The 21,138-nt window shown below is 71.0% G+C and carries 20 protein-coding genes; 12 read left to right on the top strand and 8 right to left on the bottom strand.

What is annotated here, in order from left to right; all coding sequences use genetic code 11:
• Window position 1: 1 nt before the first annotated feature.
• Window positions 2-364 carry a cupin domain-containing protein gene (locus tag AB0L91_RS27330; RefSeq protein ID WP_355281977.1) on the bottom strand — a complete coding sequence of 121 codons (363 nt, stop codon included), beginning with the start codon at window positions 362-364 and terminating at the stop codon, window positions 2-4.
• Between the two features lie 216 nt (window positions 365-580).
• Here AB0L91_RS27330 and AB0L91_RS27335 point away from each other — a divergent pair, with 216 nt between their 5' ends.
• The gene (locus tag AB0L91_RS27335; RefSeq protein ID WP_365014897.1) at window positions 581-1,999 is read left to right on the top strand and encodes an O-antigen ligase family protein; all 1,419 of its coding nucleotides are present in this window, start codon (window positions 581-583) and stop codon (window positions 1,997-1,999) included.
• A gap of 33 nt (window positions 2,000-2,032) precedes the next feature.
• On the opposite strand, the gene AB0L91_RS27340 is transcribed toward AB0L91_RS27335, so the two are convergent.
• Window positions 2,033-2,833: a VOC family protein gene (locus AB0L91_RS27340; protein ID WP_365014899.1), complete on the bottom strand. Its 801-nt coding sequence runs from the start codon at window positions 2,831-2,833 to the stop codon at window positions 2,033-2,035.
• 254 nt (window positions 2,834-3,087) lie between these two features.
• Between AB0L91_RS27340 and AB0L91_RS27345 the strand changes: the two genes are divergently transcribed.
• Both AB0L91_RS27345 and AB0L91_RS27350 read left to right on the top strand, forming a co-directional pair.
• Entirely contained in the window at window positions 3,088-5,127 is a 2,040-nt protein-coding gene (locus tag AB0L91_RS27345) for a CocE/NonD family hydrolase (protein ID WP_365014902.1), read from the top strand.
• A 122-nt stretch (window positions 5,128-5,249) separates the two neighbouring features.
• On the top strand, window positions 5,250-5,732 hold the full coding sequence (locus tag AB0L91_RS27350; RefSeq protein WP_365015298.1) for a gluconokinase: 483 nt from the start codon (window positions 5,250-5,252) through the stop codon (window positions 5,730-5,732).
• Here AB0L91_RS27350 and AB0L91_RS27355 read toward each other — a convergent pair.
• Both AB0L91_RS27355 and AB0L91_RS27360 read right to left on the bottom strand, forming a co-directional pair.
• Window positions 5,723-6,469, bottom strand: a complete 747-nt coding sequence (locus tag AB0L91_RS27355) for a M50 family metallopeptidase (RefSeq protein WP_357349841.1) — start codon at window positions 6,467-6,469, stop codon at window positions 5,723-5,725. The genes AB0L91_RS27350 and AB0L91_RS27355 overlap by 10 nt on opposite strands.
• Before the next feature lie 9 nt (window positions 6,470-6,478).
• Window positions 6,479-7,084 carry a pyridoxamine 5'-phosphate oxidase family protein gene (locus tag AB0L91_RS27360; protein WP_365014907.1) on the bottom strand — a complete coding sequence of 202 codons (606 nt, stop codon included), beginning with the start codon at window positions 7,082-7,084 and terminating at the stop codon, window positions 6,479-6,481.
• A 133-nt stretch (window positions 7,085-7,217) separates the two neighbouring features.
• Here AB0L91_RS27360 and AB0L91_RS27365 point away from each other — a divergent pair, with 133 nt between their 5' ends.
• Entirely contained in the window at window positions 7,218-8,045 is an 828-nt protein-coding gene (locus AB0L91_RS27365) for an NADPH-dependent oxidoreductase (protein ID WP_365014909.1), read from the top strand.
• Window positions 8,046-8,057: 12 nt separating this feature from the next.
• On the opposite strand, the gene AB0L91_RS27370 is transcribed toward AB0L91_RS27365, so the two are convergent.
• Window positions 8,058-9,050, bottom strand: coding sequence for an LLM class flavin-dependent oxidoreductase (locus tag AB0L91_RS27370; RefSeq protein ID WP_365014910.1), 993 nt, complete (start codon window positions 9,048-9,050; stop codon window positions 8,058-8,060).
• A 146-nt stretch (window positions 9,051-9,196) separates the two neighbouring features.
• Here AB0L91_RS27370 and AB0L91_RS27375 point away from each other — a divergent pair, with 146 nt between their 5' ends.
• Both AB0L91_RS27375 and AB0L91_RS27380 read left to right on the top strand, forming a co-directional pair.
• Window positions 9,197-10,612 (top strand): amino acid permease, encoded by a 1,416-nt coding sequence (locus AB0L91_RS27375; protein WP_365014912.1) that lies wholly within the window; start codon window positions 9,197-9,199, stop codon window positions 10,610-10,612.
• A 134-nt stretch (window positions 10,613-10,746) separates the two neighbouring features.
• Window positions 10,747-11,754, top strand: coding sequence for a hypothetical protein (locus tag AB0L91_RS27380; RefSeq protein WP_365014914.1), 1,008 nt, complete (start codon window positions 10,747-10,749; stop codon window positions 11,752-11,754).
• 4 nt (window positions 11,755-11,758) lie between these two features.
• Here AB0L91_RS27380 and AB0L91_RS27385 read toward each other — a convergent pair whose 3' ends face one another.
• The 3 genes from AB0L91_RS27385 to AB0L91_RS27395 form a co-directional block, all read right to left on the bottom strand.
• A complete protein-coding gene (locus AB0L91_RS27385) occupies window positions 11,759-12,550 on the bottom strand; it encodes a class I SAM-dependent methyltransferase (protein WP_365014917.1) in 792 nt (263 codons plus the stop codon).
• A gap of 194 nt (window positions 12,551-12,744) precedes the next feature.
• Window positions 12,745-14,178: an MDR family MFS transporter gene (locus AB0L91_RS27390; protein WP_365015300.1), complete on the bottom strand. Its 1,434-nt coding sequence runs from the start codon at window positions 14,176-14,178 to the stop codon at window positions 12,745-12,747.
• An 88-nt stretch (window positions 14,179-14,266) separates the two neighbouring features.
• Window positions 14,267-15,016, bottom strand: a complete 750-nt coding sequence (locus AB0L91_RS27395; RefSeq protein ID WP_355282009.1) for an IclR family transcriptional regulator — start codon at window positions 15,014-15,016, stop codon at window positions 14,267-14,269.
• Window positions 15,017-15,231: 215 nt separating this feature from the next.
• On the opposite strand from AB0L91_RS27395, the gene AB0L91_RS27400 reads away from it, so the two are divergent.
• From AB0L91_RS27400 to AB0L91_RS27425, 6 genes are read left to right on the top strand one after another with little or no spacing between them, the layout of a single operon-like run.
• Window positions 15,232-16,269 (top strand): NrtA/SsuA/CpmA family ABC transporter substrate-binding protein, encoded by a 1,038-nt coding sequence (locus AB0L91_RS27400; RefSeq protein ID WP_365014920.1) that lies wholly within the window; start codon window positions 15,232-15,234, stop codon window positions 16,267-16,269.
• A gap of 1 nt (window position 16,270) precedes the next feature.
• Entirely contained in the window at window positions 16,271-17,086 is an 816-nt protein-coding gene (locus tag AB0L91_RS27405) for an ABC transporter permease (RefSeq protein ID WP_355282015.1), read from the top strand.
• The gene (locus AB0L91_RS27410; protein WP_357349825.1) at window positions 17,083-17,847 is read left to right on the top strand and encodes an ATP-binding cassette domain-containing protein; all 765 of its coding nucleotides are present in this window, start codon (window positions 17,083-17,085) and stop codon (window positions 17,845-17,847) included. Before AB0L91_RS27405 ends, AB0L91_RS27410 begins: the two co-directional genes overlap by 4 nt.
• Entirely contained in the window at window positions 17,844-18,869 is a 1,026-nt protein-coding gene (locus AB0L91_RS27415) for an ABC transporter substrate-binding protein (protein ID WP_365014924.1), read from the top strand. Before AB0L91_RS27410 ends, AB0L91_RS27415 begins: the two co-directional genes overlap by 4 nt.
• Window positions 18,866-19,966 (top strand): LLM class flavin-dependent oxidoreductase, encoded by a 1,101-nt coding sequence (locus AB0L91_RS27420; protein WP_365014927.1) that lies wholly within the window; start codon window positions 18,866-18,868, stop codon window positions 19,964-19,966. The genes AB0L91_RS27415 and AB0L91_RS27420 overlap by 4 nt, the downstream gene beginning before the upstream one ends.
• Window positions 19,963-21,132, top strand: a complete 1,170-nt coding sequence (locus tag AB0L91_RS27425) for an LLM class flavin-dependent oxidoreductase (RefSeq protein WP_365014930.1) — start codon at window positions 19,963-19,965, stop codon at window positions 21,130-21,132. The genes AB0L91_RS27420 and AB0L91_RS27425 overlap by 4 nt, the downstream gene beginning before the upstream one ends.
• The last annotated feature ends 6 nt before the right edge of the window (window positions 21,133-21,138 follow it).

The raw sequence follows: 21,138 nt of genomic DNA on the forward strand, positions 1-21,138 counted from the left end.
GTTACCGCTTGGCGTAGTCGGCGACGCCCTGCCAATCGAGCATCACGCAGGCTTCGTCGCCGACCACCCAGGCGTCGTGACCGGGCGGCACCACCATCAGGTCGCCCGGCCCGAACTCCTGCTGCTCGCCGTCGTCCATCACCACCACCATCCGCCCCGACAGGCAGTAGCCCATGTGCGGTGCCTGACAGCTCTCGGTCCCCGCGATCGGCTTGACGTGCAGCGACCAGCGCCAGCCCGGTTCGAACACGGCCCGGCCCACCGGTCCGCTGTCGAGATTCACGAGATCGAGCTTGCCCTTGTCCTGCTCGAAGGGCCTGGTTTCCTCGGGTGCGTCGAAATTCTTGCGCGTCAGGGCGGACATCATCGGCTCCTGGGTCGTCGGAGGTGGCCGACGGGTCGGGTCCACCGGGCGCGTGTGCGCGCTCGGCCCACGACGGCAGCCACCGCACAGTCAATGGTTCGCCGGTGGGGGACCGTTCGCAAGCGAAACGTCGGTTCAGCTGACCCGGCGTCAACTGTCATCCGGACAACGCCTGTCCGTGGCCGTCCCGAAACTCCGGTGCGGGACACCTGACGGATGAGTTATCCCCGCGCCGCGGCCGACGTCGCGCGGCCCGCCCCGCGCGCGGCCCCGCACGTCGTCGCCGCGCGCGCGACCGCGCTGCTGTGCCTGGCGGCGATCGCACTCGAATGCGTCGCCGACATCCTGCCCGACGAACCGATCACCTGGATCGTGACCCCGACCCGGCTGGTCGTCCTCGTCGGGCTGCTGGCGGTGGCGCTGACCGGCGAATCCCGGTTCCGCACCGCGTTCGACCTGCCGATCGCGCTGCTGCTCGTCGCCTCGGCGGTGGCCAATCAGCTGGCGGGACAACCGTGGTCGTCGTGGCGCGGCCTGCTCACCGTGGTGGCGGTCTACTACCTGGCGGTCGGTGTGCGCCGGGTGGTGCCCGACTCCTGGCCCGCGATCGCCCTGCTCGCGCTGGCCTGCACCACGATCGCGAGCATCGTCGCGTTGCAGCAGATCGTGCAGGAGACCCCGACGGGCTTCTGTCGTGGCGCGATCGACGGATCCGCCGACATCTGCGGTCCCGACACCATGATCCGCGCGGTCGGCACCTTCGCGAACCCGAATCTGCTGGCCGCCTACCTGGTGCTGCTGCTGCCGGTGGCCGCCGCGGGCGCCGCCTCGCTGGCGGACATGCGGTCGCGGCTGGTCGCCGGCGGATTGGTCGTGCTGGGGTACCTGGGGGTGCTGCTCACCGGATCGCGTGGCGGGGTGATCGCGGCGATCGCGGGGCTGGCGGTGTACGTCTTCCTGCGGCGGTTGCGGCCCGGCAGGCACGCGACGACCGATCGCTGGGTTCCGTGGATGATCCCGCTCGGCGCCGCGCTCGTCGCCGGGCCGGTCCTGGTCGCCCTCGTGACCCGCGGGAAGGTCGGCGTGCGGGCGGACGTGTGGACGGCCGCGGCGCGGCTGGCCGCCGACCGTCCGCAGGGTGTCGGACCGGCCCGCGCCGGCGCCCACCTCACCGCGGCGGTCGACAGCACGGAGCAGTTCCAGCACGCGCACAACCTGTGGTTGAACTTCGCGGTCGAGGCCGGCGTCGGCGGGCTGCTGGCGATGCTGGCGATCACCGTCGTCGGTACCTGGACGGCCGTGACGGCGAGCGCCGCCGGATCGATGACGGCGCCCGCCACGGCGGCCGGACTGTGCGGTTTCCTGGTGATCAGCCTCGGCGACCATCCCGCCAACACCCAGCGGATCGCGTTCGCGGCGGCCGCGATCGCCGCCGTCCTCGTCACCGACGAGACCCGGCGACGACAGGCGCAACCGGCGATCGACGCGCAGCCCTGGCGCGCGGTGTCGCTGTTCGACGAGACGATGCCGCTGCCCCGCGACATCACCCGGACACTGCCGAGAGCCCGTGCGCCCGAACCGAACCGGGGACGCGCGGGCCCGGGGTTCGTGCCCACTCCCCGTGGCACCTGGTGACCACGGCGGGCGACGCGGTCCCGGTCTCCGGCCTCAGGAACCGGTGGGGACCTCACCCACGGCCTCGGCGGGATCGATGACGCCGAACACCTCGCCCTGGGGTGCCTGCACGATGCCCATCCGCCCGAACGGGCTGTCGTCGGGGCCCATGATCACCTTCGCGCCCAGCTCGGTGGCCTTGGCCAGGGCGGCGTCGGCACCGTCGACCTGGATCCAGGTGAGCCAGTAGGTGGGAGTGCCCAGCGCGGACGCGTCCATCACTCCACCGATGGTGTGCGTCTCGCCGGGCAGCGCGAAGGTGGAGTAGACGAAGTTCTCGCCGTCACCGATCTCGGTGTAGTGCCAGCCGAACACCGTGTTGTAGAAGTCGTGCGCCTGGTCGTAGCCGCCGGTGTGCAGTTCGTTCCAGCAGTAGGCGCCGTGCTGGTTGTAGACCCCGGCGCCGGTGTGCGCCTTGGCTTCCCAGACGCCGAACACCCCGCCGGTCGGATCGGCGCCGATGAACATGCGGCCCACGTCGAGCACGTCGAACGGCGGCATGAACACCTGCCCACCCGCCTTGCTCACCTTCTCGGCGATCTCGTCGGCGCGCGCGGCCGCGAAATAGGTGGTCCACGCCGAGGGCATCGGCATCCCGTCGGGCTTCGGTCCGATCCCGGCGGCGGGCCTGCCGTCGAGCATGGCCATCAGATACCCGCCCGCCTCCGCCGGGCTGTCCTGGATGTCCCAGCCGAACAGCGCGCTGTAGAAGTCGCGGGCGGCGGTGGTGTCGTCGACCTGACAGTCGATCCAGCAGGGCGTGCCCTGCGGCCAAGCTTCGTCACGTGTGGGCATGTCGAACGTCCTCCTCGGCGATGGATGGAAGCCGGCCGGATCCGCGCCGGCGGGTGTCAGTCAACCACCGGCCACCGACAGTCGCGAGGACCCCGCGGCGCGCTGAACTGGAACAACACGTCTTCACTGCGACAGTCCGAGCGGGCCGACGCTGGCCGCCTCAGGTCGTTACCCCTGTTACAGTTTCCGCGCTCGATCGTGCGGCGGCTAGGTCAACAGTGGAGACGAACGAACCGGTCGGGGAGCGACACACAATGGCAGTGAGAGGTTCCGAACGCGGGCTCGTCCGGATGCTGGTGACGATCCTCGCGGTGACGGTCGTGCTCGGATGTGGCGGCGGACCGGCGGCGGGTGAGCCGGCCGAACCGCCCGCGGCGCGCTGGACGGCCCTGCACGACGGGCCTGCCGCCTACCCGGAGGTGCGGGTGGAGCGCGGCACGCAGATCACCATGAGCGACGGTGTCGTGCTCAAGGCCGACATCTACCGGCCCGCGAACGCGGCGGGCGAGATCGAACAGCGGCCGCTGCCCACGATCGTCAGCCTGACGCCCTACTCGAAGTTGATGACGGGCCTGATCGAATCCGCCGCCGCCATCCCCGGCCTGCAGACCACCGCCGTCGACATCGTGCGCAGGCTGAACCTGTCAGCCACCCCGATCAGCGGGTTCGGCGACCTGATGCAGGCGCTCGACGGCGGCATGATCCAGACCATGCTCGGTGTCGACCGCAAGCTGATCAGCAGCGGATACACCGTCGTCGTCGCGGACGTGCGCGGAACCGGGCTGTCGCAAGGCAAATGGGACACCCTCGGCGCGCGCGAACAACTCGACACCCGCGAGGTGATCGACTGGGCGGCGCAGCAGCCGTGGTCGAACGGGCGGATCGGCATGAGCGGCGGCTCCTACTCCGGCATCAACCAGCTGCGCGCGGCCGAGAACGCGCCCGCCGCGCTGCAGGCCATCTTCCCGGTGGAACCGGGCAGCGACCTGATGCGCGATGTGGTCGCGCCCGGCGGCGGCGTCGGCACCACCTTCCTGCCGCTGTGGCTGAACTCGGTGAACCAGCTCAAGCTCGTGCCGGATGTGGCCTCGATGGCCGACGGCACCTTCGACTGGACCTGGTTCCACGATCGCCTCGCCGATCCGACCACCAATTTCGACCTGCTCGCCCAGTCGCTGCTCACCCCGTCGCTGTCGAACATGCCGCCCGCGCTCGACGGCGCCCTCGACGACACCTCCGCGTTCCGCGAGGCGATCATGGGGCATCCGGAGCAGGTCACCGTGCCGACGTTCGTCTACGGCGGCTGGCACGACATCTTCGCCAACAGCGCGACCAAACTCTACGAGCAGATCCCGCTGCCCGCGGGCCGCAAGCAGCTCGTCGTCGGCGACACCTATCACGCCAATCCCGGTGCGGGAACCGGTGTTCCGGGTGCGCCGCCGCGCTTGGACGTGCTGCAGCGGGCATGGTTCGACAAGTGGCTCAAGGACATCGACAGCGGCGTGGACGGTTTCGGCCCGGTGACGGTGAAACAGCAGGGCGGTAGCTGGATCACGCTGCCGGAGTTCCCGATGCCGGGCGTCACGCACCGCCGCGTCTATTTCTCGGCGGCGCCCAGCGGCAGCACCGAGGACAGCCTGCACGACGGATCGCTCAGTGCCACCGGGCCGACGGGCACCGAGAACCTCACCGTCGCACCGGGTCTGAGCACGATGTGCTCCCGCGACGCCGCCCAGGGCTCGGCCGGGATGGCCGCGGCACTGGACACCTGCGCGAAGGACTCCCGGATCGCCGAACGCAACGCGCTCACCTTCACCAGTGCCCCGCTCACCGAGCAGACGGTGATCTCGGGCCCGATCAACGTGCGGCTCAACACGGTGCACGACACCACCGACGGGTTCTGGAACGTCACCGTCAACGATGTGGCGCCCGACGGCACCTCGACCGTGCTGACCACCGGCCAGCTCACCACGTCGATGCGCGCCATCGACGAACGGCGCAGCGCCCGCTCGGTCAACGGCGATCTCACCGCACCGTTCAATCCGCTCACCGTCGATCATCTGCTGCCTGTGGTGCCGGGCGCACCCACCGATCTCGACGTCGCTGTCATCCCGACCCAGGCGGTCCTGGCGCCCGGACACCGCTTGCGCATCGATGTCTACGCGGGCAACGCGCCCAAGGCGCTGCCGTTCCGGCCGATGCTGAACGCCAGCGGGATGGAACCCCAGCACCTGCGGCTGGACCCGGCCGCGCCGAGCTTCGTCAACCTGCCCACCGACCGTCCCATTCCCTGAGCCTGCGCCGGAATCGATCACCGGTTCGGCGTTTCCCTGACCCGGTTCCGGCCCGGTGTGTGAGCCTGGAGGGCAGTGGCTCGGACGAGGAGGTCGGTGTGGTGCAACCCGTCATCGTGGTGATGGGCGTGTCCGGGTGTGGCAAGACGACCGTCGGCGCGCTCACGGCCGAACGGCTGGGGGTGCCCTATGCCGAGGGTGACGACTTCCACCCCATCGCCAATATCGAGAAGATGGCGGCGGGCATCCCGCTGACCGACGAGGACCGCGCCCCGTGGCTCGATATCGTCGCGGGCTGGCTGGGCGAGCATCAGGAATCCGGTGGGGTCGCCGCGTGCTCGGCGCTGCGTCGCGCCTATCGGGACCGGCTGCGCCGTGGCGCGCCGAACACCTACTTCGTGCACCTGGCCGCGGGCCGCGAGGAACTGCTGCGCCGGATGACCGGCAGGCTCGGTCACTTCATGCCGACAGCCCTGCTCGACTCCCAGCTGGACACGCTGGAACCGCTACAGCCCGACGAAGCGGGCATCACCCTGAACGCGCTCGAACCGCCGACCCTCCTCGTCACCGAGGCCGTCGCGGCCTGGCACGCCGCTCACCGCTGAAGCAGCGGGTGCAGCTGCTGCACCGGCGCCAGCAGCAGCGCCCCGCCGACGACCAGCGCGGCCAGACACAGGACGGTGAAGAGCCCCACCCACAGCAGGGCGGGCAGATGGGTGAGCCGGGCCAGCTGGTCGGCGTCGGAGGCGGTGTGGCCGGGCTGCCTGCGGCGGCTGCGCTGCAGTTCGATCACCGGGCGGACCGCCGCGGCCAGCAGGAACCAGGCGGCCAGATACGCGAACGCGGCCTGCATCTGGTCGGTGCCGAACCAGGACACCCCGAACACCAGCGCGCCGAGCACGGCGACGGTCAGCAGTCCGTAGATGTTGCGGACCTTGATCAGGACGGCGGCCAGCATCAGCAGGGTCGCCCACAGCATCAGCGTCACCCGGCCCGAGCCGAGCAGCGCCGCGTAGCCGAGCCCGAGCAGCGCGGGCGCCGGGTAGCCCGCGGCCGCGGTGAGGATCATGCCGGGACCGGTCGGCTTCCCGCTGGACACGGTCAGGCCCGAGGTGTCGGTGTGCAGGGTGATCGCGTGCAGCCTGCGGCCGGTGAGCAGGGCGACCAGCGCGTGCCCGCCCTCGTGCGCCACGGTGACCGCGGCCCTGGTGAGCCGCCACAGCGGCCGGTAACCGACCAGGACGAGTGCGACGGCGGCGGTGGCCAGCACCAGCCACCAGGCGGGCGCGGGTTGGGTGGCGAGGAGACGGTCGAGCAGCGAGCTGGCGGATCCGGTGTTCACCGCCGCACTTTAGCCGTCCACGGCGTGCGGCGTGCGTTCCCGCGTGACCTGGGACGGCAGCGGGTGATCCGGTTCCAGCGCGGGCAGTCCGTCGATGCTGGTGGCGTTGTCACCGGCGATCCGGCGGGCGAAATCGGCGTCGGTGCGGCGCGCGTGGGCCTCGTCCAGGATGGACCGTTCCTCGACCAGTTCCAGGTAGGGCACCGACCAGCCGCACGAGTCGGCGATCCGGTCCACCGCAATCACGACGATCGCCCGGATACCCGGGTGCTCGGTGCCGAATCGTGCACGCAGTGTGTCGAATTCGGCCGAGTCGGGCCGGACGATCCGGCCGGTGCCGAACAGTCGAAGGATGCGGGCGGTGCGGGCGAACGAACAGAACATGACGGTGATCCGCCCGTTGTCGCGCAGGTGCGCGATCGTCTCCGCGCCGCTGCCGAACAGGTCCAGGTAGGCGACGGTGTGCTCGTCGAGCACGGCGAAGGTGTCGCGGTAGCCCTTGGGGGAGACGTTGACGTGGCCGCCGTCGGAGGGCGCGGTGCCGACGAAGAAGATCGGCTGCTCGCCGATGAAGGCCCGTAACCTGTCGTCGATCCGGTCGAAGATCTTGCCCATGACGCGCTCCCTCGTCCCACCCGTCGGCGGGCTCCCCCTCCCTACTGTATCGATCGGCCGTCCCGGGACCTCCGTTCGGTTCACGGTGAGGGTTACCGCAGACGCGCCGGGCCGGTGCGGCGACGATGGCGGGATGACGCAGACCGCCCCCAGCCCCGTCCACCTCGTGCAGCAGCGCTACGCCGATCCGGCGACCGAGGTTCCCGAACAGTGGAACCAGGTGCTGGAGGTGCTGCACGGCCACAAATCGGTGCGCCGGTACCTGCCAGATCCGGTGTCGCCCGCGACGATCCGGCTGCTGGTCTCGGCCGCGCAGTCCGCGGCGACCTCGTCGAACCTGCAGGTGTGGAGCGTCGTGGAGGTGCGCGATCCGGCGCGCAAGGCCCGCCTGGCCGAGATCGCGGGCGGTCAGGAGCACATCGTGCAGGCCCCGGTACTGCTGGTGTGGACGGCCGACTTCGCCCGGCTGCGTCAGCTCGCCGACGATCGCGGGGTGCCGCTCGAGGGCGCCGACTATCTCGAATCCAGCTACGTCGGTTTCGTCGACGCGGCGCTCGCGGCGCAGAACGCGGTGGTCGCCGCCGAATCCCTCGGGCTCGGCACCGTCTACATCGGCGCGCTGCGCAACGATCCCGAGCGGGTGGCCGCCGAACTGGGGCTGCCCGACCACGTCTTCGCCGTGTTCGGCCTGGTCGTCGGCCATCCCGACCCGGCGGAGGGCACCCGGGTGAAGCCGCGCCTGCCGCAGGCCGCCGTGCTGCACCAGGAGACCTACGACCTGGCCGGTCAGCGCGCGGCGATCGACGCCTACGAGGAGCGCATCGGCGAGATCTACTCCGACCAGGGTCTGCCGTTCTCGTGGACCGAACGGGTGCTGGCCCGGCTCGCCACGGTGGCCTCGCTCAACGGCCGCCACCGGCTCCGGGAGTCGTTGCGCACCAGGGGATTCCGGCTGCTCTGAGCCGATTCGGGCTCAGCCGTTGATCGCCTTGCTGCTCAGCTCGAGCGAACGGATCCTGGCGTCGATGTCGTAGACCAGGGTGTTGAGCATGAGCTCGTCGGGCGCGGTGGCGGCGAGCAGTGCGGCGGCCTGCGCGCGCACCGTGTCCGGCGAGCCCTGGAGCTGACCGGCCTTGCGCTGCTCGGCGAAGCGGCGCTCCGCGTCGCTGCCGGGGAAGGCCGCGGCCTGTTCCGGGGTCGCCAGCGCCTGCGGGCGGCCCGCGCGCAGCTGGGCGAAGGCGAGATCGCGGGGCGCGGCGAGCCGGTCGGCCTCGGCGTCGGTGTCGGCGCAGATCGCCGAGGCGGCCACGATGGTGTACGGCTCGCTCAACGTGTCCGAGGGCCGGAAGTTGTCGCGATAGAGCGCGAGGGCCGGGGCCGTGTTCTCCGGGGCGATGTGATGGGCGAACGCGAACGGCAGTCCGAGCACCGCGGCGACCTGGGCGCTGTAGCCGCTCGAGCCGAGCAGCCACACCGCCGGTTCGGCGCCGTGGCCGGGACTGGCGACGATGCCCTCGGCGTCGGCGCCGCGGAAGAACCCGATCAGCGCGGTGAGCTCGCGCGGGAACGATTCGCCACCGAGTCCCTCGGCGCTGCGGCGCAGGGCGCGCGCGGTCACCGGATCGGTGCCGGGCGCGCGGCCGATGCCCAGATCGATCCGGCCGGGATGCAATGCCTCGAGCGTGCCGAACTGCTCGGCCACCACCAGCGGCGGATGGTTGGGCAGCATCACCCCGCCCGAGCCGACCCGGATACGCGAGGTCGAGGCGGCCAGATGGGCCAGCACCACCGCGGGCGCCGAACTGGCGATGCCGGGCATGTTGTGGTGCTCGGCCACCCAGAATCGGCGAAAGCCCAGTTCCTCCGCGTGCTGGGCCAGCCGCGTCGTCGCGTGCAGGGCCTCGCCCGCGCTCACGTCGGCTTGTACCGGCGCCAGATCCAGAACCGACAGCGTGACCGCGCTCATGAGCCTCCTCGACAGTGATCCGACCCCCGCAAGAGGCAACCCGGGCGGGACGGCGGGTATTTCCGCGCCCCGGTGGTGGTGACCGGTGCCACGGTTGCCGGGCGGTAGCGTGCAGGACTGATCGACGCGACGGAAGGACACGATCCATGTCAGCTGACGGCCCCGGGCTATCCACCGCAGCCGTGCAGGCGCCCGCTCCGACGACCGAATCGGAGGGCTACGCGCGCGGCCTGAGCCCGCGCACCATCCAGATGATCGCCATCGGCGGCGCGATCGGTACCGGCCTGTTCTACGGCTCCGGCGCCGCGATCGAGCAGGCCGGGCCGTCGTTGATCCTGGCCTATCTGGCCGCGGGCCTGGCCATCTTCGTCATCATGCGCGCGCTCGGTGAGTTGCTGACCTATCGGCCGGTGTCGGGCAGCTTCGCCGAATACGCGCACGAATTCCTCGGCCGCTTCGCCGGTTTCGCGACCGGCTGGTCGTACTGGGCGGTGTGGGTGTCGACCTGCATGGCCGAGATCACCGTCGCGGGCAAATACGTGCAGTACTGGTTCGACATCCCGCAGTGGGTGACCGCGCTGGTGGTGCTGGCGGTGCTGTTCGCCGCGAACCTGATCTCGGTGCGGATCTTCGGTGAGGGCGAGTTCTGGTTCTCCGCCATCAAGGTCACCGCGATCCTGGCGATGATCCTGATCGGCATCGGCGTGCTGGTGTTCGGCTTCGGCCACGCCACGAACCCGACCGTGACCAACCTGTGGGCCGACGGCGGCGTGTTCCCGCACGGCTTCGGGCAGACCCTGCTGGTGCTGCAGATCGTCGTGTTCGCCTACGTGGGTGTCGAACTGGTGGGCGTGACGGCGGGGGAGGCCCGCGATCCGAAGGCCACGCTGCGCAAGGCGATCAACACCCTGCCGTTCCGCATCGGCCTGTTCTATGTCGGCGCGCTCGTGGTGATCATGTCGGTGGCGAGCTGGCGTACCTTCCACGCGGGCCGCAGTCCGTTCGTCGAGGTGTTCGAGCAGATCGGCATTCCCGCCGCCGCGGGCATCATCAACTTCGTGCTGCTCACCGCGGCGCTGTCGTCGTGCAACTCCGGCATCTACTCCACCGGGCGGATGCTGCGCAGCCTCGCGCTGCGGGACGAGGCGCCGGGCGGTTTCGCGAAGCTGAGCAAGCAGTCGGTGCCCTTCACCGGCATCTGCGCCTCGGCGGCGGCGATGGTGATCGGTGTCGTGGTCAACCTGGTCTCGCCGGACAAGGCGTTCGCCTACATCACCTCGGTCAGTACCGTCGGCATCATCGTGGTGTGGGGCGTGATCCTGGTGTGCCACCTGAAGTATCGCGCCAAGGTGCGGGCCGGCGAGCTGCCCGCCAGTGACTACCGGCTGCCCGGCGCGCCCGTGACCACCTGGGCCGCACTGGGCTTCCTCGGTCTGGTCGTGGTGCTGCTGCTGTGGACCGACGGCGGGCGCACCGCGCTGGTGGTCGGGGCGGTCTGGGCGGCGCTGGTGTGCCTGGGCTACTACGCCTTCGGCCGCCGCGGCGTCGCGCACACCGGCTGACCGCGACCCCCTGTTTGCTGGAAAGCCGCTGGCAGACAAGCGTTTTCTGTCATACCCCACCGGTATCGTCGAAGGGTCACACAAACGAGCCCGGGGCGAGTGTGGCCGGGCGGTGCGAGAACGGGGGCACGGGGATGAGTGACGACGACCGGGGCGATCTGCAGCCACCGAGCAGGCATGGGACCACCTGGCGGGAATCGGAATACCGGGTCCTGGCCGACGATCTGCGCGCGGGGGCCGACCTGGCGCGCACCGCGAAGACGGTGGGGCGCACCGAATCCGCGGTGCGCGCGGCCCTGCGCAACTTCGTGCCACCCGAGGACCGGGTGCCGACCGCCGAGCGGGAACGCTGGATTCGCGGTCGGCTGGTGGCCGAGCCGGAATGGGATTGGTGGGCGGTGGTGGTCGATCAGCACCGCCGCACCCGCAGTGGACTGTGGTTCACCCGCCACGAACACTGTGCCCGGATCGGCTGGCGCCGGCGCACGCCGATGACGGCGCTGGCCCAGGAACTGGGCACCTCGGAGCTGTCGGCCGCCGAACTGCTGCGCGCGCTCGGACTGGTCGCGAGCATCGAGGAGGCGGCCGATCAGCTGGGCGCGACACCGGGACTGGCCCTGGCCAAACGGGTCTCGGCCCGCCGCGACGACGCGGTCGGCGCCCGCTGGATCCTGGTGATCGACGGCGCGGCGGGCACCACCCGCTCCCGCAACGCCCCGATCCGCAGACAGGTCTCCCTGCACGAGACCCGCGCGGCCGCCGAGGCCGAACGCGACCGGGTCCTGGCCTGGCACACGCGCGTCGGCGCGGGCGAACCGGAAGCGCCGGTGTGGTGGACCATCGCCGAACGCGGGCTCGGCGCGACCACCGGGCACACCCGCTGCGGCACCTTCGACCCCGCGGCGGCCGCCGGTGGCCCGGTCCGGGCCGAGGCGCTCGCGGTCGGCGACGTCATCCGCGTCGGCGTCCCCGACGGTGGCTTCCTGCAGGACCGGATCACCGCGATCGCGCAGGCGGGCGCGGGTGCCCCGATCGTCGTCGACCTCGCGCCCGTGGCGAATTCGCGGGTGCGGCGGGTCGTCGAGTTCGCCCCGGGCGAGGTCGTCGATGTGGTGCGTGGCCTGGCGGAACGCGCGAGCTGACCGCTCAGTGCCGAGGTGATTCGCGCGGCACGGCCCGGATCACCTCGGTGCGCAACGGGAAGTCGAACTCGCCCTCCGCGGTCGCCGGGGTCACGCGCAGGTAGGCCCGGATGCGGTCGAGCAGAGCCGTTCGCTGCTCCGTCGGGATCACCACGGTGTGCGAATGGGTGCCGATGGTGGTCACCAGCGATTCCGCGGTGCGGCGCTGGCTGTGTGGGAACTCGGCTTTCTCGAACGCCGCGAACAACGGGTGCGCGGGCAGCTTCTCCTCCTCGTCGGAGGGGGTGAACGACACCTCCGAGCGGGAGACGCGCTGGAGTCCGGCCACCCACTCGGCGCTGGTGTCGTCGGTGTTCCAGAACGCCGCGAACACCCCGCCGGGTCGCAGGACCCGGGCGATCTCCGGGAACGCCCGTTCCTGGTCGAACCAGTGGAACGCCTGCCCGGCGACCACCGCGTCGACCGACGCGTCGGGCAGCGGAATCGCTTCGGCCGCACCGGAAAGCGCTGTGACCGAGGGATACCGCCGCACCAGTTCGGCGAGCATCGCCGCATCGGGTTCGACGGCGATCGCCTCGGCTCCGACCGCCAGCACGCCGTCGGTCAGCTTGCCTGTGCCCGCACCGAGGTCGAGCACGGTCACCTCCGTCCGGCCGATCGGCGCCAACGCCCACCGGATCGCGGCCGCCGGATAGTCCGGCCGATGCTCGGCATACACCGCGGCCTGTGCCCCGAACGAATTCGCCCGGTTCGCGCGCCGCGCCGCCGGATCCGCCGAATCCCCGATTCCCCACACGATCTCGACCCTACCGACACCTCAGGCGGTGCAGCACAGATCCGCCGGTGGCGGAGTGGGATCGAACCCGACCGGCCGCGATCCCGGACGAGCGGCGGTGCGCGCCGGGAAGGCGATCGGCGATGGGCCGGTGCCTGCCGTCTCGGCCGCAGGAGTTGGGCGGTACGGCCGAGTGCCCCTGCGGTGTAGCGAAATCAGTCGATCGGGGTGGTGGAAGCGGGCGCGGGGCGTGCGCCGGGCATGGTGGCCGCGGCGGCGAACAGCACGATCGACATGGCCAGCAGCGTGACGAACACCAGGTGGATCGCGTCGGCGAGTTCACCGGGATCCGGGCGGTCGACCGCGCTCACCTGCGCGTTCACGATCGCGCCGAACACGGCGACGCCGACCGCGCTGCCGATCGAGCGGGCGAACATGGTCGCCGAGGTGACGACGCCGCGTTCGGACCAGGCCGCGTCGGTCTGGGCGGCGATCAGGGTCGGATTGGCCACCAGGCCCATGCCCGCGCCGATGAGGAAACAGGCGCACGCCAGCTGCCACGGACTGGCCTGATCGCCGATCGGCAACAGCGCCACGCAGCCGACGACGGCGATCGCGCTGCCGATCAGCGCCGTCGTCCGGAAGCCGAGGCGCAGGTAGAACCGGCCCGCCTGGGACGCGGTGATCGGCCAGCCGATCGTCAAGGCGCCGACGGTGAGTCCGGCCAGGGTGGCGGTGGTGCCGAGCACGCCCTGGGCGAAGGTCGGCACGTACGAGGTGAGCCCGAGCACGATCGCGCCGATCAGCATCGAGACCGCGCTCGCCGCGACCACCACCCGGCGGGTGAAGATCCACAGCGGCAGAATCGGATTCGCGGTGCGGTGCTCGGCGAACCCGAAGACGACCAGCACCACGGCGCTGCCGACGAACAGGGCCAGGCTCGTGGGAGAGTTCCACGCCCACGCTTGACCGCCCTCGAGCAGCGCGAGGATCAGCGCGCCCGCACCGAGGGTGAGCAGGGCCGCGCCGAGGTAGTCGACCTGCCCGCGCGCCCGGCGCGGGGCCGTCTCGGTGAAGTTGCGCAGCAGCATCACCCCGGCCAGCGCCGCCAGCGGCAGGTTCACCAGGAAGATCCAGCGCCAGCTGGCGAAATCGGCGAAGGCGCCACCGACCAGCGGACCGAGCACCGCCGATCCGGCCCACACCCCGGCCAGATAGCCCTGCACCTTGGCTCGCTCGGGCAGCGTGTACAGATCGGACGCGATGACCATCGTCATCGGCTGGATCGCGCCCGCGCCGATGCCCTGGATCGCCCGGAACACGATCAGCGCCACCATGCTCGTCGCGAGCCCGCACAGCAGCGAGCCCAGCGCGAACACCACGATCCCGAACAGGATCACCGGCTTGCGCCCGACGGTATCGGCGATCTTGCCGTAGATCGGCACCGTCACGGCCTGGGTGAGCAGATAGATCGAGAACAACCAGGGGAACAGCGCGAAGCCACCCAGATCGGCGGTGATGGTCAGCACGCCGGTGGCGATGATCGTCGAATCCAGCGCGACCAGGCTCGTCGACATCATCAGCGAGGCCAGGATCGCGCCGCGGTCGGAGCGCAGCCCCACCGCGGGACGTGCGGTATCGGTCGCCACCAGGGCTCCCTTCATGAGCTCAACTAAACAAATACAAAGTATCGTCCCAGGAATTCGGGCGGACCCGAACGGGTACGGGGGAGTGGGGTCAGTCCGCGGCGGCGAAGGTGGCGGCGATATCGGCCGCGGTGACCTTGGCGAGTTCGACGAAGAACGGCACCCGCTCGTCGATCATCAGCGTGACCGGGCCGCGCAGGCCGAGCGCGAAGCGGCACCGGCCCTGCGGGTCGAGGATGGGCAGACCGATGGTGCGGAATCCCGGATCGAGCTCTCGATCGTTGAACGCGTATCCCCGTGCCCGGGTCGCGACCAGTTCCGCACGCATCTCCGCGGCGTTCGACACGGATCGCTCGGTGCCCTCTTCGTAAGGGAGGGAACGCAATTCGTCGTCATCGACCTCGGACCAGGCCAGCAGCGCCTTGCCGAGGGCGCTCGCGTGCAGCGGCAGGCGTACGCCCTGCAATTCGTGCCCGTCGCTCTCGCGCCAGCGGCTGGTGCCGAGCAGGACGGCGTGGATGCCGTGGCGGGTGGCGACCGAACCGGTGGCGCCGGTGGTCGCCGCCAGCTGCTCGAGATACGGCTCGGCGAGATAGATCTTGTGCTGGCGGTAGGCGATCTGCCCGTACTCGGCCAGCGCGCCGCCCATCCGGTAGCGGCTGGATTCGGCGTCCTTCTCCAGGAATCCGGCCTGCACCAGGGCGCCGAGCAGCCGGTGGGTGGTGCTCACCGCCAGGCCCTGGGCGCGCGCGACCTCGGAGACGCCCCGTTCCTCGCCCCCGCGGAAGCAATCGAGTACCGACAGGGCCCGGGTCACGGTCTGCACGCTGGAGGTCTCCACGGAGCCGACGGTAACACAGCGTGACGCGCGCGAACCGTGTCCGCTTTCCGTTATTCGGAAAGTGCATGCGGGTTTGTCGCGGAAAGCGGCCATAGATTGCGGGATCGGCGGCTGTCAAGCTTTCCGATCCCTGGAAAGACATACCTCGTTCGGTGCCGTGTCCGCTCCTACGCTGCGAAAGCACCACCCGCCCTTCCCCGAACACAGGAGCCCCGATGTCCCGCAGGCTGCCGGCCTTCTCGAGGATCGCGCTCGCGATCGTCCCCGTCGTCGCCCTCGTCGCGGCGTGTGGCTCCGGTTCCACGCCCGAACCGGGCGCGCAGCCCTCGTTCGTTCTCAAGGTCACCGATCCGGGCAACACCGGACCGCTCGCGGTCGGCAAGCGCGACGGCACCTTCGACGCGGCGCTGGCTCCGCTCGGCGCGAAGATCCAATGGGTCACCACCACACCGGGTTTCAGCTCCATGCTGAAACTGTTCAACACCGAGGAACTCGACGTCTCCGGTGCCGCATTCAGCCCCGTCGTCGGCGCGCTGTCCAAGGACGTCGGCGTGAAGATCGTCGCCGTGGCCGACCCCGCCGGTCAGGATCAGAGCGGCATCGTCGTCACGCCCGAGTCCGGGGTGACCTCCGTGGCCGGACTGGTGGGCAAGCGGATCGCGGTGAATCCCGCGGGCAAGGGCGAGTACATCACCCTGAAAGCCCTCGCCCAGGCGGGAATCCCGGCCGACAAGGTGACCAGGGTCCCGCTGCAGCAGAAGGACGCCGCCTCGGCCTTCGCCACCGGCAAGGTCGACGCCTGGGCCTCGTTCCTGGTGCCCTACCAGGAGGCCAAGGCCGCGGGCGCGCGCGAGATCGTCACCGAGAAGGCGATCGGCTCGCACGACAACACCGTCGTTGTGTTCCGTACCGAGGTCCTCGACCAGCGGCCCGACGTCGCCGCCAAGTACCTCGAAGTCCTGCAGGGACTCACCGCGAAACAGAAGGCCGCGCCCGCCGACTTCGAGAACGTCTTCGAGAAGACCGGTCCGCGCGCGCTGACCGGCGATCGCCTCGCCGACGCCATCCGGGTCGGCGGTGAGGTCACCGTGCCGCGCCTGCCCGCCGAATCCGACGCCACCGACCTGGCCGACGTGGTGAACACCTTCGCCGACAACGGTGTGATCAGCCGCCGCATCGCCGCCGCCGACATCTTCTACGACCTGCGCTCCAAGCTCAGCCCGGAGCAGCTGGCCGCACTGAAGGAAAAGTGACATGACCACCCTCGAACTGGCGCCGCCGCGGGCCCGGGTCACCGGACAGCGCCCCCGCTGGCTGTCCCTCGGCCTGCGCGCCGCGCTGCCCGCGGCCATCGTGGCGGCCTGGTGGGGTGGCTCGGCGAGCGGCGCGATCTCACCCCGGGTGATCGCGAGCCCCGGCGCGGTCTGGGCGGCGTTTCTGGAACTGCTCGACAGCGGCCAGCTGGTCGACTTCGCACTGGCCTCCTTCGGCCGGGCCGCCGCCGGCGTCGCCATCGGCGTCTCGGTGGGCCTGGTGCTCGGGCTGCTGTCGGGGCTGTCCAGCCTCGGCGAGGAACTCGTCGACTCGACCATGCAGATCGTGCGGGCGGTGCCGTTCCTCGCGCTGGTGCCGCTGTTCATCTCCTGGTTCGGCATCGACGAGCTGTACAAGGTGCTGCTCATCGCGGTGGCGACCACGGCGCCGATGTACGCCTACACCTATCTCGGGGTGCGCAATGTCGACCGCAAGATGGTCGAGGCCGCCCGCAGTTTCGGGCTCACCGGCACCCGGCTGATCGCCGAGGTGATCGTGCCCGCCGCGCTGCCCGGCATCCTGATGGCGCTGCGGATCTGCCTGTCGATCAGCATCACCGGCCTCATCGCCGCCGAACAGGTCGGCACCCAGCAGGGCGTCGGCTATCTGGTGACGCTGGCCCAGGAATACAACCGCACCGACTACATGGTGCTGTGCGTCGTGCTCTACGCCCTGCTCGGCCTGGTGTTCGACGCGCTCGTACGGCTCGCGGAACGCTACGCGATGCCCTGGCGGAAGCAGGTGGCGATCCGATGACCACGACAGCGGCCGCGCCCGTCGAGACGACAGTCGAACCGCAGGCACCGGTGGCGGTCTCGATCACCGGACTGCGCAAGGCCTTCGGCGACAAGACGGTGCTCGACGGCGTCGACCTGACCATCCGGCGCGGCGAGTTCGTCGTGCTGCTCGGCCCGAGCGGCACCGGCAAGACCACACTGCTGCGCCTGCTCACCGGCCTGGAAGTGCCCGATGCCGGCGAGGTGCTGGTCCCGCCCCGGCGCACCACGGTCTATCAGGAACCCCGGCTGATCCCGTCGAAGCGGGTGCTGGCCAATGTGCTCGTCGGGTTGCGCCGCGGCAAGGCCCAGCGCGACGCCGGGCTGCGGGCCCTGAGCGAAGTCAACCTCGACGGCAAGGCCGGACAGTGGCCCGCCACCCTGTCCGGTGGCGAAGCCCAGCGGGCCGCCCTGGCCAGGGCACTGGTCCGGGAGCCGGAACTGCTGCTGCTCGACGAGCCGTTCGCGGCACTGGACGCGCTCACCCGGCTCCAGATGCAGGACCTGGTCGGCGATCTCGTCGCCCGGCACCGGCCCGCGGTCCTCATGGTCACCCACGATGTCGACGAGGCGATCCGGCTCGCCGACCGGGTGCTCATCCTCGACCACGGCCGCTTCGCCGTCGACGAGGTCATCGACCTGCCCCAGCCGCGTGACCACGCGGCGCCCGAAACCCTCGGTTACCGAACGCAATTCCTCGCCCATCTCGGCGTCGGACCACACACCAGGAGCCTGTCATGACCGAAACCCTGTGGTACACCCGCTGCCCCGTGCCGACCGCGAGCGGTCTCGCGCACAGCTTGGGCTGGCTCGGCGAGACCGCAGCGAGCGCAGGCCTCGACTTCGGTGTCCTGCAGGACGCGGGCCCCGAACTCGCCGGCCACCACTTCCTGCACGACCTGTCCGGCCTGATCCGTGAGGGCGGCAACGTGCCCGCGCTGGCCGCTCGTGCCCAGGGCTCGCCGACCCGGCTGATCGGCCTGACCTGGATCGACGAGTCCCAGGCGATCCTCGTCGGCCCGGAGTCGCCGGTCACCGACGCGGCGGGACTGGCCGGGCTGCGGGTCGGTGTGCCCGCGTGGGCGCAGGACCAGGCCCGCAGCTTCCCGCGGGCGATGGCGCTGCACGGGTTCGCCAACGCGCTGCGCCCGGCCGGGCTGACCCTGGCCGACGTGCGGGTCACCGAACTCGACGTCGAGCGGGATCCGCAGGTGCGCACCGCGATCCAGTCGGCCCGCCGTTCGACCACCTGGGGTGTCGAGGAGCTGCTGGCAGGCAAGGTCGACGCCATCTATGTCAAGGGCGCTCGCGCGCAGGAGGTCGCTCGAGAGCACGGGCTGCGCGTCGCGGTCGACCTGGACGCCTCGGCCACCAAGCACCTGCGCGTCAACAACGGCACCCCGCGCCCGATCACGGTGCACGCGGATCTGCTCGACGCCCGGCCCGAGGTCGTCGTCGGCTTCCTCGCGCAGAGCCTGCGCGCCGCCGACTGGGCGGCCGGTGACCTCGACGGTGTGCGCGCGGTGCTGCAGCGCGAAACACTGTCCGGCCCGGAGGGTGTCGTCGCCGCCTACGGTGACGAGTTCCATCGCGGACTGCACCCGTCGCTGAGCGAGGAACGCGTCGAGCTGCTCGGCGTGCAGAAGCAGTTCCTCTACACCCACGGTTTCCTGGCCGCGGACTTCGACCTCGAATCCTGGGTCGCCGCCGAGCCGTTGGCGCGGGCGCAGGAGCTCGTCGCCGCCGAGCGGGTGCCCGCATGACCGAGTTCGTGTGGAAGCTGCCCAGCCGCGGCGACGGTCGCCGCGCCGCACCCGCCCTGCGCGGCCGCGGCGGATTCGGACCGCGGGCGCCGCGCACCGAGGCCACCGATGTGCGTCCCGGCCGGTTCGGCCCGTTCGACGATCTCGCCCAGATCGTCGACGCCGCGGAGCTGAACGGCTTCGACGGTGTACTCGCGCCCTATGATCCGCTCGGCGAGGAATCCTGGATCGTCGCGGGCGCGGCCCTGCGCGCCACCCGGTACGCGCGGGTCACCGTCGAATTCCAGCCCGCCTTCGGCACGCCGGTGTACGCCGCCAAGATCTCGGCCACCCTGCAGCGGCATGCGCGGGGCCGGTTGAACTGGCAGCTCGCGGTCGATACCGACCAGGCGGAGGCCCAGTCGCGTGGTGACCACATCGGCGGCGACGACCGCTACCGGCGCGCCGCCGAATTCCTCACCGTCGCGCGCGGCGTCTGGAACGAAACCGAGGTCGGCGCGGCCGGATTCGCGGGTACCGGGTTCGAATACGCGGGCCAGTACTACGACGTGGTCGACGGCGGTTTCCGCGGCATCCTGTCCGGCCTGCCGTTCCCGACGGTCCACCTGAGCGGCACCTCGGCGGCGGCGCTGGAACTGTCGGCCGCGCACGGCGACGTCCATGTCCTCGGCGAGGAACCCGACGGGATCTCCCGGGTCGCCGCCGAACTGGGCGAGCGCGCCGCCGCGGCGGGCCGCCGGGTCCGGATCGCACTCGACCTGCCGATCATCGCCAGGGAGACCGAGGACGAGGCCTGGGCGCGCGTGCACCGCCAGTGGGACGAACTGGGCCGCACCGATTCCGCGGCCGAGCACGCCCTCGGCGACGGCCGCTGGGCCGGCTTCGACGCGCTCGGCTACGACCGGCGGATCGGCCTGGTCGGCAGCTACGAGCAGGTGGCCCGCCAGCTCTCGGTGTACGAGATCGCCGGCGTGCAGACCTTCGTGCTGTCGGGGCATCCGCAGATCGAGGAGATCCACCGGGCGGGCGAACACCTGCTGTTCCTCGCCGATCCGGCAGGCCGCACCCTCACCACCGCGCAGGAGCTCACCGCATGACCATCGACGTCTACTGGCGCATCGGGATGGAAGGCGACCACGCCTCCCTGCGCACCCCGCGCCGCTACAACCGCGGCAACGCGGGCGGCTACGGTCCCGGTAATCTCGCCCCCGCCATCCGCGGCGGCGCGCTGGACGAGTACAGCTACCTCGACCACGTCGCCGCCGTGGCCAAGGCCTCCGAATCGGCGGGCTTCCTCGGCGGGCTGCTCCCGTCGTTCCCGGTGACCGACGATCCGTGGGCGGTGGCCGCCGCGCTGGCCGCCGAGACCACCACCTACCGCTTCATGGTTGCCTTCCAGCCCGGTTTCCTGCACCCGGTGCAGGCCGCCAGGATGTCGGCGAGCCTGCAGCGCGCCACCGGCGGCAGGCTGGTCTACAACATCATCAGCGGCGGCGGGGGACCGGCCCAATTGTGGTGGGGCGACAAGGTCGCCCACGACGACCGCTACGCCCGCACGAGTGAATTCCTCGACGTCCTGCGCGGGGTGTGGGACGGCGAACCGTTCGACCACGACGGCCGCTTCTTCCGCGCCGAGGGCGCCGCGCTACCGCCCGGCCTGGCCGGTCAGCCGTTCCCCGAGGTGTACTTCTCGGGGTCCTCCGGCGCCGCGGTGGCCGCCGCGGGCCGCCATGCCGACTACTACCTGTCCTGGCTCGAGCCGTTCGCCGACCTGCGCGCCAAGTTCGACGGGGTCCGGCGCAACGCCGAAACCCTCGGTCGCACACCAAAGTTCGCGGTCCGCATCGACATCGTCGCCCGGCACACCGAGGAAGCGGCCTGGGCCGAGATCGAGAAGGGCTGGGCCTTCGTCGACCGCGACGCCGCCAACCGGGCCGCCCAGGGCGACTCGGTCGGCGCGGCCAGGATCGCCGGCTGGGTGCCCGAAACCATCACCGGCTACCGCGATCTGGAAGTCCAGCCCAATGTGTGGTGCGGCTTCAGCCTGATCCGCGGCGGACCCGCCTTCGGCCTCGTCGGCAGCTACGAGCAGGTCGCCCAGCGGCTCGACGAACTCGTCGACCTCGGCGTCGACGCCTTCATCCTCGCGGGCAATCCGCACCTGGAGGAGGCCTACCGCGTCGGCGAGGAAGTCCTGCCCCTGCTCGGCCGCTCCCGGCTCACCACCCCGTCCACCGACACCGTCCTCGCGACGGCCCGATAACCCCAG

The sequence above is a fragment of the Nocardia sp. NPDC051833 genome (assembly GCF_040681225.1).
GTDB lineage: Bacteria > Actinomycetota > Actinomycetes > Mycobacteriales > Mycobacteriaceae > Nocardia.

Excerpts from the sequence above, each read along its gene's own strand:
- AB0L91_RS27335 (WP_365014897.1), top strand. The coding sequence starts at position 581 with ATGAGTTATCCCCGCGCCGCGGCCGACGTCGCGCGGCCCGCCCCGCGC.
- AB0L91_RS27405 (WP_355282015.1), top strand. The coding sequence starts at position 16,271 with ATGACCACCCTCGAACTGGCGCCGCCGCGGGCCCGGGTCACCGGACAG.
- AB0L91_RS27415 (WP_365014924.1), top strand. The coding sequence starts at position 17,844 with ATGACCGAAACCCTGTGGTACACCCGCTGCCCCGTGCCGACCGCGAGC.
- AB0L91_RS27330 (WP_355281977.1), bottom strand. The coding sequence starts at position 364 with ATGTCCGCCCTGACGCGCAAGAATTTCGACGCACCCGAGGAAACCAGG.
- AB0L91_RS27375 (WP_365014912.1), top strand. The coding sequence starts at position 9,197 with ATGTCAGCTGACGGCCCCGGGCTATCCACCGCAGCCGTGCAGGCGCCC.
- AB0L91_RS27400 (WP_365014920.1), top strand. The coding sequence starts at position 15,232 with ATGTCCCGCAGGCTGCCGGCCTTCTCGAGGATCGCGCTCGCGATCGTC.
- AB0L91_RS27350 (WP_365015298.1), top strand. The coding sequence starts at position 5,250 with ATGGGCGTGTCCGGGTGTGGCAAGACGACCGTCGGCGCGCTCACGGCC.
- AB0L91_RS27425 (WP_365014930.1), top strand. The coding sequence starts at position 19,963 with ATGACCATCGACGTCTACTGGCGCATCGGGATGGAAGGCGACCACGCC.
- AB0L91_RS27380 (WP_365014914.1), top strand. The coding sequence starts at position 10,747 with ATGAGTGACGACGACCGGGGCGATCTGCAGCCACCGAGCAGGCATGGG.
- AB0L91_RS27365 (WP_365014909.1), top strand. The coding sequence starts at position 7,218 with ATGACGCAGACCGCCCCCAGCCCCGTCCACCTCGTGCAGCAGCGCTAC.
- AB0L91_RS27370 (WP_365014910.1), bottom strand. The coding sequence starts at position 9,050 with ATGAGCGCGGTCACGCTGTCGGTTCTGGATCTGGCGCCGGTACAAGCC.
- AB0L91_RS27420 (WP_365014927.1), top strand. The coding sequence starts at position 18,866 with ATGACCGAGTTCGTGTGGAAGCTGCCCAGCCGCGGCGACGGTCGCCGC.
- AB0L91_RS27410 (WP_357349825.1), top strand. The coding sequence starts at position 17,083 with ATGACCACGACAGCGGCCGCGCCCGTCGAGACGACAGTCGAACCGCAG.
- AB0L91_RS27340 (WP_365014899.1), bottom strand. The coding sequence starts at position 2,833 with ATGCCCACACGTGACGAAGCTTGGCCGCAGGGCACGCCCTGCTGGATC.
- AB0L91_RS27360 (WP_365014907.1), bottom strand. The coding sequence starts at position 7,084 with ATGGGCAAGATCTTCGACCGGATCGACGACAGGTTACGGGCCTTCATC.
- AB0L91_RS27345 (WP_365014902.1), top strand. The coding sequence starts at position 3,088 with ATGGCAGTGAGAGGTTCCGAACGCGGGCTCGTCCGGATGCTGGTGACG.